Genomic DNA, 14,245 nt, shown 5'->3' with positions numbered 1-14,245 from the left:
GGAAATGGGCTCTTGGCGAACGCCTTGGCTCTCATTTAGGCATTCATTTGCCGTCGTGCCAGTCCAACCGCGCCTCGCCGCGCAGGATCGATCGCACCGGCTCGGAAAAACCGTTGCCCGTCTCCCCATGCACGATCAATGGCGGCAACAGCGCCATTGGAGCGTTGCTGCCCTTGCACCCCCTGACCAGCACCCGGGTCGCTGCCATGCCGGGGCGCGGCGCTATGGGCAGAACGGCAATGGCGCCCATGCGCGAATTGAACGCTGCAAGAAGCTGGGGCAGGGCCTGCGCCAAATGGATAAAGATCACTTCGCCCTTTGCATGGGCGCACGAAACCGCGGTCCTTACCCAGCCCGAAACCTCCCCGTCTGTATGCCGCGCCGCCGCTCGCGCCGGGTCGGGCGCATGGGTGCCCGCGTCGAAAAACGGAGGATTGGCAATCACCACATCGAACTTGTCGGTGCCCAACCCCAATGCCTTGCGTTCGGCTCCGGTCGCCGTGGCGCTGATTTTCAGAATTGTTGCGCGTTCGGCAAAGCCATTGGCCTCTACATTGGCGGCAGCCAGCATCGCCATGTCGGCGTTGTTTTCGACAAGCGTCGCCTCCAGTCCATCATTGTGGGCCAGCGCACACAGTCCCGCCACGCCTGCACCTGCCCCCAGATCGAGCAATTGGCGCGCACCCTGGGGCAGGCTGGCGCCCAAGAGCACCGAGTCCAACCCGGCCCGAAATCCCTTTTCGGGCTGGGTTATGGACAATTTGCCGCCCAGAAACGCGTCGGCATCCTGCTGTTGGCGTTTTACAAATTCGGGCGGCTGGTTTACCGACATGGGCACAAGGTCCGGGTTGGTGTTCAGGCCAAAGTGGAATTTCACTCTTGCGGCGCGGGGCTGACAATAGAGTGTTTCGGTAATAAGTGGGTATTCCATATTCGGTCCGGAAGCGCGGTAACAAACAAGTGGGCTCCCGGTTCCCTTTTCGCGGAACCGGATCGCCTTGAAAAGCACTGTATCGGGAGGGCAATGGCCTCCTTGGGGAGTTTGAACGTCAATGGCGGTTGAAAATCTGGCGCCGAGACCTCTTGCCGACGCCTCGGCGGTAATCGACGATCTGATGGCTGCGACCGGGGATGGCATGGAGGCCGTCAACCGCCTCATCCTGTCGCGCTCCGACAGCCCCGTCGATATGGTCCCTGAAGTCGCCAACCATCTCATCGATGCCGGCGGCAAGCGCCTGCGCCCCATGCTTACGCTCGCCGCGTCCGCGCTGTTCGGCCGGGCCGGCGGCAATGAAATCCGCTTTGCCGCCGCCGTCGAATTTATGCACAACGCAACGCTGCTCCACGACGATGTGGTCGACGAAAGCGACATGCGCCGCGGCCGCCCTGCCGCGCGCACGATCTGGGGCAATCAGGCATCGGTTCTGGTGGGCGATTTCCTGCTCGGTCAGGCATTTTTGATGATGGTGGAATCGCGCGACATCGATGCGCTCGGCGTGCTCTCGCGTGCTGCAGCGGTCATTGCCGAGGGCGAAGTGTTCCAGCTTGCCAAGGCCGGCGATCTGTCCACCACGCCCGACGATTACGAAAAGATCATCCACGCCAAGACCGCCACGCTCTTTGAAGCGGCCACCGAAGTGGGCGCGATGGCCGGTGGTGCCGACACAGTCTCCCGCAAGGCGCTCGCCGCCTATGGCCGTGAATTGGGCATGGCCTTCCAGCTTGTCGATGACGTTCTCGATTACGGCGGCGCGCAAGGCGCTCTGGGCAAGAACACCGGCGACGATCTGCGTGAAGGCAAAATGACCTTGCCCATCATCCTCGCCCTGCAGGCCGGCAGCGAAGCCGAGCGCGAGACGATCGGAAAGGCTCTGGGAAATCCTCAATCCGGGGAAACCGAACTGGCCGATATCCTGGCCATTTTCGCGCGTCACGATACATTGGCCCAGACCATGGCCAAAGCCGAACGCCACGCCGAAGCGGCCCGCGCCGCCCTTGCCAACATCCCCCAGACTGTCGAACGCGACATCCTGTTCGGCGTCCCCGAATTCTGCACCGCGCGCGCGTACTGACTTTCGGGGTCAGATCGCGGCGTCAGCGCTGACCACGCACAATCGCGGCAGATCACGACCGGTCGTTGGCTTATCTGGGCTCTTTATCGCCCATATGCTGCGAGAAAGACTCTGACGCCATCACGTGCTTCCTTGCGCAGCGCTTCGGAGTCGGGAATGGCGTCGTCGCCCAAGAGCATCGCCTGGTTGAGCGGGGTCGACATCACCAGCCAGTTGAAATGCGACGCCGCAACCATCGAATCGTCAAACCTCAATAGTCCCTGCGCCTTAAGTGACTCGAACAGGTTGGCAAGGATTCCAATCGCCCGCAGTGGCCCGCGTTCGTAAAGAACGCGCGCCAATTCGGGAAACCTCGGCACTTCGCCGATCACCAGCCGCCGCAGTTGCATGATGCGTGGGTTGAGCACGATATAGAGCTGGCGAAAGGCATATTCCTCCAGATAAGCCGCCAGGTTCTCTGGATCGACCGGCGGTGCGTCTCCATGGACGCGGTCGCCCGTCCTGTCGGTCAGCGAAGACACGATCTCAATGAACAGGGCCTCCTTTGAGGAAAAGTGCTTATAGACGGTCTGTTTTGATACTGCCGAGCGCGCTGCGATCTCGTCCATATTGGTCCCGAGATAGCCGTTGATAAGAAATATCTCGGTCGCCGCTTCAAGGATTGCCTGCCGCTTGCGCGCCGAACGGGGCGCCGTCTCGATAGCCGTTCCTGAATTCGTTTCCGCCTTTGGCATCGTGTCTCGGCCATCCAAATCAGTTTGTGATTGACAGTACAGTACTGGACAGTCTAGTTCTTTGCAAGCCTTGTAGTACTGGACGGTCTAGTTCTAGGAGATCATGAAATGAGAAAGCTTGGATTATTGGCGACTCTGTTTGGAACGGGCCTCCTGATCAGTCCGCAGGGTGCCGTGGCGCAGGCGCCATCCACCGAAGTTCCGATGACACCAACAGCAGAGATGACAATGACCCAATCCCCCAAGACCGGCACGCTGAAGGTTCCGGGCGCGACGCTCTATTACGAAAGCTGGGGCCATGGCCCCATGCTTCTCATCATTCCCGGCGGGCCGCAGGATGCCGGCGTTTTTGCCGATCTCGCCCGTGCGCTGGCGGACCGCTACACCGTTGTCGCTTACGACCCACGCGGCAATTCGCGCTCGACATTCGATGGGGCCATTCAGCCTCTCGACCTTGACATCCAGGCTGACGACGCTGCCGCGCTGATCGACGCGCTGGGGCAGGGGACAGCCTATGTCATGGGGACCAGTGGCGGCGCCCATATCGGGCTCAACCTCGCCGCACGCTATCCCGAAAAGGTCAAGGCGATTGTCGCCCACGAGCCTCCGTCCACGATGCTGCTCGAGGATCCCACCGAGGCAATTGCCTTTGATGAGGCGCTTCACGCGACCTACAAAAGTGAGGGCGTTGAGGCTGCCATGAGAATGTTCTTTGGAGCCGCAGGCATGTCCGAGAGCTCCGAAGCGGACGCCGGGCCCGATTTCGATATGTCGCCCGAGGCCGCCGAAACCTTTGAGCGTGTCAGCGGCAATTTCGAATATTGGCTTGCCCACGCCATGTTGCCGCTCTCGCACTACACGCCTGACGTTGAAACGCTCAAGGCTGGCGCGCCGCGGGTGATTGTCGGCATCGGTGCGGATTCCAGGGGCAGCCCCATCGAGGAACTCAGCATGGCTCTCGTGAACGCGCTGGGCGTTGTTCCTGTCACATTCCCCGGCGATCATACGGGCTTTGAACCCCATGCCGAGGCATTCGCCGAAACCTTGCACCAGACGCTCGGCGCCAATTAGGGAGATAGCCAATGTACATTCAGTTTGCCGAACTGCCGGTCAGCGATCAGGATCGCGCCAAGGCGTTCTATACCGAAAGGCTCGGTTGCGAAGTGGCTGCGGACGCCCCGATGGGCGCCGATGGCTGGCGGTGGATCGAACTCAAATTCCCCGGGACGCAAACCAATCTGCACTTTGTCCGTCGCGAGAACGACACGCCCTCGGAGATGCCCGTCCTGGTGTTCGTTGCAGATGACGTGGCGGGCACCATCGAGGCGCTCCGCGTCAAGGGGGTCGAGATTGTCACCGAACCGCACGAGCCCACCTGGCAGCCCGGCCGAACCGTGGCCGAATTTCACGACAGCGAGGGCAACCGCATGGTGATCGGTACGCCATAGGCGAAAATTCCCCAGAGTATGCGGCGAGACATAACTTGCCGCATATCGTTTGCACCGCAAAAACCCAGTGTTGCGGCGCGGCCATGGCCGCTCCCAATGGACTTTCGTCCCATCCCCTGCTACCGCTTCGCCAACATTCCCAAAGACCCGCCCAAGGCACCCCGACTATGCCCGAATTGCTGCTTGAGCTCTTTTCCGAGGAAATTCCCGCGCGCCTCCAACGCCGGGCCGCCGAGGACCTCAAGAAGTCCGTAACCGATGCTCTGGTCGAAAAAGGTCTTGTCTATGAAAGCGCCGGCGCATTCGCCACGCCGCGCCGCCTGGCGCTTACGGTAACGGGCCTTCCCGCAGCTTCCCCCGACACGCGCGAAGAGCGCAAGGGCCCCAAGGTCGGCGCCCCCCAGCAGGCGCTCGATGGCTTCCTGCGCGCCGCCGGGCTGTCGAGCATCGATCAGGCAACGGTCCAGTCCGACGAAAAAAAAGGCGATTTCTACGTCGCAGTGATCGAGAAAAAGGGCGCCCCCGCCATCGAGATTTTGCGCGACATTCTGCCCGCAACGGTCAAGTCCTTCCCCTGGGGCAAGCCCATGCGTTGGGGGACAGGGCGTCTTGAATGGGTCCGCCCGCTGCGCGCCATCACCGCAACCTTCGGCCCCGAAGGGGAAGAGCCTGACGTTATCGAGTTCGAACTGGGCACTGTCACCTCGGGCAACACCACCTACGGCCACCGGTTCATGGCACCCGATGCCATAAAAGTCCGCCGCTTTGACGATTACGTGCAGGCGCTCGAAAAGGCCCGCGTGGTGCTCGACATCGACCGCCGCAAGCAGATCATTCGCACCGACGCTGAACAGCTCGCCTTCGCCCAGGGGCTCGACCTGATCGTCGATGAGGGCCTGCTCGAAGAAGTCGCAGGACTGGTCGAATGGCCCGTGGTCATGATGGGGTCGTTCGACGAAGCCTTTCTCAAGGTGCCCGAAGAAGCCATCATTGCCACCATCCGCGCCAACCAGAAATGTTTCTGCCTGCGCGACGCCTCGACGGGTAAACTGGCCAACAAGTTCATCCTGACATCGAACCTCATCGCCGAGGACGACGGTAAAACCATCGTTGCGGGCAATGAGCGCGTCATCCGCGCCCGCCTGTCCGATGCCAAATTCTTCTACGAAACCGATCTCGAGACCCCGCTGCTCGACAATCTTCCCAAGCTCGAAGATGTCGTCTTCCACGCCAAGCTGGGCACCCAGGCCGCCCGCGTTGCCCGCATCGAAAAACTCGCCGCCGAAATCGCCCCGCTGGTCGGCGCCGACGTTGAAGACGCCAAGCGCGCCGCAAAACTCTCAAAGGCCGATCTGCCCACCGGCATGGTCGGCGAATTCCCCGAACTCCAGGGCCTGATGGGCCGCTATTACGCGCTTGCTCAGGGCGAAAAGCCCGAAGTCGCGACGGCCATCGAAGAACACTACAAGCCGCTAGGCCCTTCCGATCGCGTGCCGACCGAACCGGTTTCGATCGCGGTGGCGCTCGCCGACAAGCTCGACATCCTGACCGGCTTCTGGTCCATCGACGAAAAGCCGACCGGCAGCAAGGACCCCTACGCTCTGCGCCGCGCCGCGCTCGGGGTGATCCGGCTGATCGTGGACAATCGGCTGCGGCTTGCGCTCGGCCGTTTCGTGTCCGACGTTGATTTGCTTAGCTTCTTCCACGATCGCCTCAAGGTCTCGCTCCGCGATTCCGGCACCCGCCACGATCTCGTCGATGCCGTGATCTCGTCCGATAGCGACGACATCCTGCAAATCGTCTCGCGCGTAAACGCGCTCGGCTCACTCCTCGCTGCCGAAGACGGCAAGGCTCTGCTGGCCGGTTACAAGCGCGCCGCCAACATCCTCACCGCCGAGGAGAAAAAGGACGGCCGCGCCTATGCCGACCCGATCGATGCTGCAAGGCTTTCCACCCCCGAGGAACAAAGCCTCGCGGCCGCCATCGCACGGGCCCGCACCGACGTGATCGCTCGCCTCGAAAACGACGACTACGCCGGCGCCATTTCGGTGCTTGCCTCCCTCCGCACCCCCGTCGATGCCTTCTTCGAATCCGTCCTCGTCAACGACCCCGATCCGGCCATCCGCGCCAACCGCCTCAATCTTCTGGCGTCCCTGCGCGACACGATGCATCTGGTCGCTGACTTCGGTAAGGTCGCAGGCTAGGGAACCACGGCCTGGCCAAGCAGTTATGAACGCCACATAGGGGATTTATTACATGAGCGTCGGCCTACTCGCCCTTCTCGATGATGTTGCCGCGCTCGCCAAGGTGGCGGCGACTTCGGTCGACGATATTGCCGGCCAGGCGATGAAAGCCGGTGCCAAGGCGGCCGGGGCGATGATCGACGACGCCGCGGTGACGCCCAAATACGTCCAGGGCTTCAAACCCGAGCGCGAACTGCCAATCGTCGGCAAGATCGCTCTGGGCTCGATCAAGAACAAGCTGATCTTCCTCCTGCCTGCCGCCCTCCTGCTCAGCGCCTTTCTGCCCTGGATGATCAATCCCCTCCTGATGCTGGGCGGGGCCTATCTGTGCTATGAAGGCGCCGAAAAAATCTATGAGGCGGCGTTCCCACACCAGGCACACGAGCACGAGAAAAAGGTGGTTCCGTCCGCCGCCAACGCCGAAAAGCTCGAGGCCGAAAAGGTCGCCGGCGCAATCAAGACCGATTTCATCCTGTCCGCCGAAATCATGACCATCGCACTGGCGCAAATCCCGGCCGGCAACGTCGTCAACCAGGCGCTGGTGCTTCTGGTCGTGGCCCTTGGCATGACCATTCTCGTTTATGGCGGTGTGGCCCTGATCGTCAAAGCCGACGACGTAGGGCTTTATCTGGCAAAGGACGGCAAGACCGGTTTGGGCCGTGCCATAGGCCGGGGGCTGGTCGCGGGCATGCCCGTCTTTCTCAAATGGCTTGCCATCGTGGGCACCGCCGCCATGCTCTGGGTCGGCGGTGGCATTATCGTCCACGGATTGGCGGGCATGGGCTTTGCCGGGCCTGAGCACTGGATCGAAGACGTCGCTCACTTGGTGGAAGGCGCGGTCCCCGCCATTGCGGGCGCTCTCAACTGGATTACCATTGCCGTTATCTCGGGCATCCTTGGCCTCGTGATCGGATTCATCCTGATTCCGGTTGCCGAGTTCGCCATCGCGCCGGTGCTGGCCCTGTTCCGCAAGGAAAAGCCGGTCGCACACTGAACCGCTGGAATCGCCTGAGTTGAGGAGAGTTGAGGTTAGCGTCCCTTGAACGGCGCCATGCCCTCATTGGCCAGCCGGTCGGCGCGTTCGTTCAGGTCATGCCCCGCATGGCCTTTCACCCAGTGCCAGGTGATGGTGTGCCGCTTGGTCGCCGCATCGAGCGCCTGCCAGAGTTCGACATTCTTGACCGGCTTTTTCGCCGCCGTCTTCCAGCCATTGCGCTTCCAGCCATGCAGCCAGCCACCAATGCCGTTCTTGACATATTGGCTGTCGGTGTGGATTTCCACCGCGCAGGGTCGCTTGAGCGCATTGAGCGCCTCGATGGCGGCCGTCAGCTCCATCTGGTTGTTGGTGGTCTGGGCCATGCCGCCCTTGAGCTCTTTTACCGTACCATTGTATTCAAGCACAGCGCCCCAGCCGCCGGGGCCCGGGTTGCCTGAACAGGCCCCGTCGGTATGGATCACCACCTTCTCGCTCAATGCCCCGACGCCTCTTCAAGCTGGCGCAGGACACGCGGGATATTAAACGCGATATTTTCTTCAGCCGTCACCGCGATCTCGACATTGACCGTAAACCGCTCGGCAAAGGCTTCGATCACCTCTTCGACAAGCGATTCCGGCGCCGAGGCTCCGGCGGTGATGCCCAGCGAAGAGATATCCCCGAACTGATCCCAGTCGATATCATCGGCCCGTTGAACGAGCACCGAAACCCTGCATCCGGCCCGCTCGCCCACTTCCACGAGCCGCATGGAGTTCGACGAATTGGGAGCGCCAACAACGATCATCGCATCCACTTTCGGCGCCACGGCCTTCACGGCTTCCTGCCGGTTGGTCGTGGCATAGCAGATGTCTTCCTTGGCCGGCACCGAGATGTTGGGAAACCTGCTCTTGAGCACCATCACCATGGCGCTTGTGTCATCCACCGACAGCGTGGTCTGGGTTACCAGCGCCAGATTGTCCGGATCGCGCGGCGCAAATGCCTCGGCATCCGCAACCGTCTCGATCAGGGTAATCTTGCCTGGCGGCAATTGCCCCATGGTGCCGATCACTTCGGGGTGCCCACGATGGCCGATCAGCACGATATCGTGGCCGTCCTCGGCGTGACGCTGGGCCTCCACATGCACCTTGGTCACCAGCGGACAGGTGGCGTCGAGAAAGAACATGTTGCGGTGCTTGGCTTCGGCGGGCACCGATTTGGCCACCCCATGCGCCGAAAAGATCACCGGTGCGTCGGTGCCCTCGGGAATTTCCTCGAGCTCTTCAACAAACACCGCACCCTTGGCCCGCAACCCATCCACCACGAATTTGTTGTGAACGATCTCATGGCGCACATAGACCGGCGCTCCATACTTTTTGAGCGCCAGATCCACGATCTGAATGGCACGATCCACACCGGCGCAAAATCCGCGCGGCGCGCACAACAGGATGTCGAGGCTGGGCTTGTCGGTCATGGTTCTCACATGCGGTTTGTCCCTGCCCAAGTCAAGCCACCTTGCTGTGAGCTTTTGCACGAGCGCTTCCAGCAAAAGTTGCAGACTTTTGCGGTTCGGAAGCGCGAGCAGGCAGATGAGCGCTTCCAGCAAAAGTTGCAGACTTTTGCGGTTCGGAAGCGCGAGCAGGCAGATGAGCGCTTCCAGCAAAAGTTGCAGACTTTTGCGGTTCGGAAGCGCGAGCAGGCAGATGAGCGCCTCCAGCAAAAGTTGCAGACTTTTGCGGTTCGGAAGCGCGACAAAAGACGTTACCGGGCCCCTGTTGCCGGAACCCCGGCACACAGGCAATATGGCACCGATTCAGTTGGGGTTTTTTTCTTGGTTGCGCCTTCCCAGCAGATGTTCGCAATTGCCCCGGCTCAGGGAAAGCCCTCCCTCAGCCGCGCACAATTGCGTCTTCTGGTCGGCAAGGCGCGCTGGCTTCATGTTGTCGCCGATGCCGGGCTCGCTGTCGCGCCGACAATTGCCATCACCCGGACCGCCTGGGATGCGCTGCAGGCCGAGCGCAGGGCGGGAACCGACACGCTGCGCAAGGTCTGGGTCACGACGCTCTTCAAGCTGGTAACACCAGGCAAAAAACCTCCCGAACTTGTCGTTCGGACCTCCGCACCCCGCCATATCGCCGGCCTTGAGCCCGCGCGAACGGGTCTGGCCGCCCCCTCCAACGAGCTTGAAGCCGTTGATCCGCAACGCGCCATGGGCAAGGCGATCAATGCCGCCTTTGCCAGCTATGGCCCGGCGCCGGCCGGCTGGGCGAGCGAGGCAGAACGTGAGGCGCGCGACAATCAGATCGTCATCGTGCAAGCCACGGTCAGCGGTCGGATCGAACATTTTCTCTCCCGCAATACGACAACGGGGCGAATTGGCCCGGTTGCTCCGCCGGGTGAACCGCTGCCCAAACTGCCACCAAGCGCCGCAAAGCTGATCGAAACCATCGACGCGGCGTCAGGTCAGCACATGGCCTGTGTCGTGTCGATCGAAGGCGATGTGGCGCGGCTGGTTTCGGCCCGGCCGGTCCAGGTCAGCGCCGGCGCACAACTCGAAGCGGCGGTTGAACGGGTCGACGCCAGGGTGTGGATGCCGGCCGAAGCGGTCAGGCGTTTCAACCCCGCTCAGCTTTCCCAATTGCTTCACCCACGCCTCACCGACGACCACAAGGCAACCGCCATTGCTACAGGTCTCGGCGTTTCGCCCGGCGCGGCCAGTGGGGAAATCGTCTTTACCCCCGACGATGCGGCGCGGTGCCGCGCCCGGGGCCGCCATTGCATCCTGGTGGTCATGGAGACCGGCCCCGGCGACATCGAGGGCATGAAGGCGGCCACCGGTTTTGTCACCGCACGCGGCGGCATGACCAGTCACGCTGCCGTCGTGGCCCGCATAACCGGAAAGCCCTGCGTGGCCGGCCTGCGGACCTTGCAGATCGATGCCGAAAATGGCGTCTGCAAGATCGGCGACAAAGTCTTTACCAACGGTCAGCGTCTCACCATCGACGGGTCCGAGGGCGCCATCTACGAAGGCGCGCTTCCCCTCTCGCGGCCTCATATCGGCGGTGCGCTCTCGCGGCTTTTGGACTGGGCCGACGACACCCGCACCATTTCCGTCAGGACAAATGCCGAAACCATCGAGGCCGCCCGCACGGCGCTCAGCTTTGGCGCCGAAGGCATCGGGTTGGCACGGTCCGAACACATGTTTTTTTCCGGCGAGCGCATGCGCGCCCTGCGCCGCCTGATCCTGTCTGAAAGTGAGCAGGATCGCGCCACAGCGCTCGAAGGGCTCGTCGACTATCAGGCCGCCGATTATGCAGCGCTGTTCCAGACAATGCAGAACAAGCCCGTCAATGTGCGCCTGTTCGATCCGCCCCTGCACGAATTTCTGCCCCGCAGCGAGGACGATATCGAAGACACCGCTGAAGCGCTGGGCCTCTCTCTCAAGGCGCTCAAGGCGCGCCTCCAGCGCCTCGATGAGGTCAATCCCATGCTCGGCCATCGCGGCGTGCGGTTGGTCATCACTTATCCCGAAATCCTTGCCATGCAGGTTCGGGCATTGGTGGCTGGCGTCGAAGCGGCCATGGACAACCAGGACATGCCGGTCAATCTCGAGATCATGGTGCCCTTCGTCACCTCGGCCCGGGAGGTCGCCTGGGTCAAATCGCGCATCATGGATATCGTGGGCAACGCGCCGGTCTTCCAGCGTGGCGCCAATCTGGCGTTCGGCACGATGATCGAATTGCCCCGCGCGTGTTTGAGGGCAGGTGATATCGCCAAGGAGGTCGATTTCATCTCCTTTGGCACCAACGATCTCACCCAGACGACCTATGGCATCTCGCGCGACGACGCCCCGGCCTTCCTTGCGACATATCACCGCCGCGGGCTCTACGACGTCGACCCGTTCGTCACCATCGACCAGCGCGGCGTGGGCGAATTGATCCGCATCGCCATCGAGCGGGGCAGGGCGGTCAATCCGCATTTGAAGGTCGGCATTTGCGGCGAACACGCCGGCGAAACCAATTCCCTGCGCTTTTTCTCCGGGCTCGATATCGATTACGTCAGCTGCTCGCCCTATCGCGTGCCGGTCGCCCGTATGGTTCTGGCCCAATCGGATGACGCCAGTTAGCCATTGGCGGCCCCCACAATGCCTTGCCAGTGCCGCAATCTGAACTTTTCCGTGCCAATTTGCCCGTGTTTACCCCTTCATAACCCTAATCAACGATCATCGGGATTGTCGGCATTTGATCGTCTTGGTGTTGCACTTGTGCATCGCATGCCAGAACGGTCGGCTCGACATCGGAACGATGGCGTATTTTTCATCAAGGGTTCCGGTGCTTCGTGCAAGGCCGGCGGGTCAGTGTTGTGGCGTAGAAAAGCGTTAGTATGGCGTATGGGATCTCCCCGGTGCGTGCCAACCCGGCGCGTGCCTCGCGAAAAGTTTTGAAGGCTGTTGGGGCACTGACGCTCAGCGTCGTTGCTTACGGCTTTGCGGTCCCCGGGACCGGTGGCTTTCGCGCCGTCGATCCGGCGACCGAACTTCCCCCCACACCGATGGCGTCCCTCGCCTTTGAGGGCGATCATCCCGTCATTTCCGGCACCGTTGCCCCGCTGTTTAATACGGCGATGTTTTCCGGTCCCAACAGGACCGACAAGACCGACAGGGCGCTGCCCGAGGTCAACCTTGTCGCCTTTTCCCAGACCTTTGACGCGGTGCGGCTCTCGATTGCCTCGGCCCGCTCTGCTGGCGATCCTTACACCACCCAGCAGTCGTCGATCATGGTCGCTGAGGGTGACGCGCAAGAGGAGGGCCCGCGCATTTCGGTGGCTTCGATCGATCCCGACATGGTCAATTCGGCCGGTCTGGCCGCGATTGACGCCATTTCCGAAGATTCCGATCGCGATCCGAACACCCCAAGCCCCGTGGGCGTTCCCGAAACGCTGGCCTATGGTCGCGCCAACACCCCGGCAACCGAATTCACCGTCAGCCACACCTACTCCGAACGCGAGCAATGGTGCATGGCAACCGGCATCTATTTCGAGGCGCGCGGCGAAAGCTATCGCGGCCAGGTCGCGGTCGCCCAGGTCATCATGAACCGTGTGGACCACCCCAATTACCCCGATACCATCTGCGGCGTGGTCTACCAGAACCAGCACCGCCGCAATGCCTGCCAGTTCTCGTTCGCCTGCGATGGCAAGACCAATGTCAACCGCACCTCGGAAGTTGCGGCATGGGATCGGGCGCAGTCCATCACCCAGGAAGTGCTCAACAAGGAAATCTATCTGACCGAAGTCGCCGACGCGACGCATTACCACGCGACCTATGTCCGGCCCGCATGGGCCCGCAACATGGACAAACTGGCCCAGGTCGGCCTGCACGTCTTTTACAAGTTCAAGCCCGGCTGGCGGTTCGGGTAACGCGACAAAACAAAGGCTTAGAGCCAAGGATTTGAGTCAATCAAATCCTGAACGGCTCTAATACGTCCGGTAGCACGAAATGAACGATCCGCGCGTCATGCACGAGCGCACCCCGCGGTCGGAAACGTTGTTGAACACAAGATTGCCGTTGACCGGATTGCGGCCCACCGACAGGATCATGAAGCTCGACCCCTCCGGCCATACGCTGTAACCGTGATAGTGGCTGGAATCGTCGGCAACCCGATCCACCTCTATTCCCGGATAAAGCACATGTGGCGATACAAGCCCGTCGCTGGAATAAGTGCCGCTTGTGGTCGTCGCTATATTGACGTCGCGCACATGGCCATATCCCACCTTGCGCACGATCGCTGAGGAGGTCGGCTCCAGCGAAACCGAATCCGCATAGGCGATTTCGTACTGCCGGTCGTAGAACTTGACCAGCGTGGTCAGGGGCGGCGGAGCATGACTGATCAGCCCGTCGGCATGCGCGGCGGTTGCGCCGGCCAGACCGGCCCCGAAGATTCCTGCCAGAAACAGCGCGGCGGCAACGCCCGCCCGATAGCGCAACGCGATGCTCCTGCGGGGGCGGTTGTGGGATCGGTCAAAGCGCATGAACGTCTCTCCGGTTGACGGCGTCTTAACGCTTTATCAACCTTTCCGATCCGTTAACGCAAAGCCTCATCCGCGACAGGGTTAACACGTAAAATGAGATTAAAATTTTAGTGATTACAATGGGTTGAGCCCCAAGATAGCTAAGTACCCAGGCTTTCGAACACATCCACGAAGTGATCGTGCGCCTGCTGGGTCGGCCATGGCCGGATCAGCCGGTCAAAGCCGGGAAGATCAAACCCGGCCAAGCTCGGCTCTCCAAAAAATTTCCGCGCTTCATCGGGCGCAAAACCGGCAAGATTGACCGCCTCGAAAAAGGCAGCCTCGCGGTCTGCCCGTTTGATGAGCTTTTTCAGCGCCGCCGGCGCTATGGCCGGCAGGCCGAAGCGGATATGGATGGCGCCGAGCAGACGCGCCTCGACATCACGATAATTGCCGCCCATGGCGGCCTTGAAGGGGGAGATGATGTCGCCCATCACATATTCCGGGGCGTCGTGGAGCAGGGCGTAGAGCCGCCCCCGGTCATCGATCTCGGGATCCATGGCCGAAGCGATCTCGAGCACCAGCACCGAATGCTGGGCCACCGAAAACGCATAATCGCCCTTGGTCTGCCCGTTCCAGCGGGCCACCCGCGCCAGCCCGTGCGCGATATCGGACAGTTCCACATCGATCGGGGAGGGGTCCAACAGATCGAGGCGACGTCCCGAAAGCATGCGCTGCCAGGCGCGGGATTGTGCGCGTGCCATTGTCCTCG

The 14,245-nt window shown here is 61.6% G+C and carries 13 protein-coding genes; 7 read left to right on the top strand and 6 right to left on the bottom strand.

Annotated elements, in window-relative coordinates:
• Positions 1-43: 43 nt before the first annotated feature.
• A complete protein-coding gene (locus V6617_RS13760; RefSeq protein ID WP_338607532.1) occupies positions 44-832 on the bottom strand; it encodes a tRNA1(Val) (adenine(37)-N6)-methyltransferase in 789 nt (262 codons plus the stop codon).
• A 220-nt stretch (positions 833-1,052) separates the two neighbouring features.
• Here V6617_RS13760 and V6617_RS13755 point away from each other — a divergent pair, with 220 nt between their 5' ends.
• Positions 1,053-2,072: a polyprenyl synthetase family protein gene (locus V6617_RS13755; protein WP_338607531.1), complete on the top strand. Its 1,020-nt coding sequence runs from the start codon at positions 1,053-1,055 to the stop codon at positions 2,070-2,072.
• An 83-nt stretch (positions 2,073-2,155) separates the two neighbouring features.
• Here V6617_RS13755 and V6617_RS13750 read toward each other — a convergent pair whose 3' ends face one another.
• Positions 2,156-2,806, bottom strand: coding sequence for a TetR/AcrR family transcriptional regulator (locus tag V6617_RS13750; protein WP_338607530.1), 651 nt, complete (start codon positions 2,804-2,806; stop codon positions 2,156-2,158).
• 228 nt (positions 2,807-3,034) lie between these two features.
• Here V6617_RS13750 and V6617_RS13745 point away from each other — a divergent pair, with 228 nt between their 5' ends.
• The 4 genes from V6617_RS13745 (at position 3,035) to V6617_RS13730 (ending at position 7,491) form a co-directional block, all read left to right on the top strand.
• A complete protein-coding gene (locus V6617_RS13745; RefSeq protein ID WP_338607529.1) occupies positions 3,035-3,877 on the top strand; it encodes an alpha/beta hydrolase in 843 nt (280 codons plus the stop codon).
• A gap of 11 nt (positions 3,878-3,888) precedes the next feature.
• Positions 3,889-4,254 (top strand): VOC family protein, encoded by a 366-nt coding sequence (locus V6617_RS13740; RefSeq protein ID WP_338607528.1) that lies wholly within the window; start codon positions 3,889-3,891, stop codon positions 4,252-4,254.
• Between the two features lie 167 nt (positions 4,255-4,421).
• Positions 4,422-6,458, top strand: coding sequence for a glycine--tRNA ligase subunit beta (gene glyS / locus V6617_RS13735; RefSeq protein ID WP_338607527.1), 2,037 nt, complete (start codon positions 4,422-4,424; stop codon positions 6,456-6,458).
• Positions 6,459-6,510: 52 nt separating this feature from the next.
• Positions 6,511-7,491, top strand: a complete 981-nt coding sequence (locus tag V6617_RS13730; protein ID WP_338607526.1) for a DUF808 domain-containing protein — start codon at positions 6,511-6,513, stop codon at positions 7,489-7,491.
• Between the two features lie 35 nt (positions 7,492-7,526).
• Here the strand turns inward: V6617_RS13730 and rnhA are convergent, their stop codons facing one another.
• Both rnhA and ispH read right to left on the bottom strand, forming a co-directional pair.
• On the bottom strand, positions 7,527-7,970 hold the full coding sequence (gene rnhA, locus V6617_RS13725) for a ribonuclease HI (RefSeq protein WP_338607525.1): 444 nt from the start codon (positions 7,968-7,970) through the stop codon (positions 7,527-7,529).
• Complete coding sequence (ispH, locus tag V6617_RS13720) at positions 7,967-8,941, bottom strand: 4-hydroxy-3-methylbut-2-enyl diphosphate reductase (RefSeq protein ID WP_338607524.1); 975 nt, start codon at positions 8,939-8,941, stop codon at positions 7,967-7,969. Before ispH ends, rnhA begins: the two co-directional genes overlap by 4 nt.
• A 357-nt stretch (positions 8,942-9,298) precedes the next feature.
• On the opposite strand from ispH, the gene V6617_RS13715 reads away from it, so the two are divergent.
• Positions 9,299-11,593 (top strand): putative PEP-binding protein, encoded by a 2,295-nt coding sequence (locus V6617_RS13715; protein ID WP_338607523.1) that lies wholly within the window; start codon positions 9,299-9,301, stop codon positions 11,591-11,593.
• Between the two features lie 257 nt (positions 11,594-11,850).
• Complete coding sequence (locus V6617_RS13710; RefSeq protein ID WP_338607522.1) at positions 11,851-12,882, top strand: cell wall hydrolase; 1,032 nt, start codon at positions 11,851-11,853, stop codon at positions 12,880-12,882.
• A 57-nt stretch (positions 12,883-12,939) separates the two neighbouring features.
• Here V6617_RS13710 and V6617_RS13705 read toward each other — a convergent pair whose 3' ends face one another.
• Positions 12,940-13,494: a hypothetical protein gene (locus tag V6617_RS13705; RefSeq protein WP_338607521.1), complete on the bottom strand. Its 555-nt coding sequence runs from the start codon at positions 13,492-13,494 to the stop codon at positions 12,940-12,942.
• A gap of 140 nt (positions 13,495-13,634) precedes the next feature.
• The gene (locus V6617_RS13700; RefSeq protein WP_338607520.1) at positions 13,635-14,237 is read right to left on the bottom strand and encodes an HD family hydrolase; all 603 of its coding nucleotides are present in this window, start codon (positions 14,235-14,237) and stop codon (positions 13,635-13,637) included.
• Between the last annotated feature and the right edge of the window lie 8 nt (positions 14,238-14,245).

The organism is Pelagibacterium nitratireducens, from assembly GCF_037044555.1.
Taxonomy (GTDB): domain Bacteria; phylum Pseudomonadota; class Alphaproteobacteria; order Rhizobiales; family Devosiaceae; genus Pelagibacterium; species Pelagibacterium nitratireducens.
This window is presented reverse-complemented; position numbering and strand designations above follow the sequence as displayed.

Coding starts and splice junctions, on each gene's coding strand:
- V6617_RS13760 (WP_338607532.1), bottom strand. CDS start 832: ATGTCGGTAAACCAGCCGCCCGAATTTGTAAAACGCCAACAGCAGGAT.
- V6617_RS13755 (WP_338607531.1), top strand. CDS start 1,053: ATGGCGGTTGAAAATCTGGCGCCGAGACCTCTTGCCGACGCCTCGGCG.
- V6617_RS13750 (WP_338607530.1), bottom strand. CDS start 2,806: ATGCCAAAGGCGGAAACGAATTCAGGAACGGCTATCGAGACGGCGCCC.
- V6617_RS13745 (WP_338607529.1), top strand. CDS start 3,035: ATGACCCAATCCCCCAAGACCGGCACGCTGAAGGTTCCGGGCGCGACG.
- V6617_RS13740 (WP_338607528.1), top strand. CDS start 3,889: ATGTACATTCAGTTTGCCGAACTGCCGGTCAGCGATCAGGATCGCGCC.
- glyS (WP_338607527.1), top strand. CDS start 4,422: ATGCCCGAATTGCTGCTTGAGCTCTTTTCCGAGGAAATTCCCGCGCGC.
- V6617_RS13730 (WP_338607526.1), top strand. CDS start 6,511: ATGAGCGTCGGCCTACTCGCCCTTCTCGATGATGTTGCCGCGCTCGCC.
- ispH (WP_338607524.1), bottom strand. CDS start 8,941: ATGACCGACAAGCCCAGCCTCGACATCCTGTTGTGCGCGCCGCGCGGA.
- V6617_RS13710 (WP_338607522.1), top strand. CDS start 11,851: ATGGCGTATGGGATCTCCCCGGTGCGTGCCAACCCGGCGCGTGCCTCG.
- V6617_RS13705 (WP_338607521.1), bottom strand. CDS start 13,494: ATGCGCTTTGACCGATCCCACAACCGCCCCCGCAGGAGCATCGCGTTG.
- V6617_RS13700 (WP_338607520.1), bottom strand. CDS start 14,237: ATGGCACGCGCACAATCCCGCGCCTGGCAGCGCATGCTTTCGGGACGT.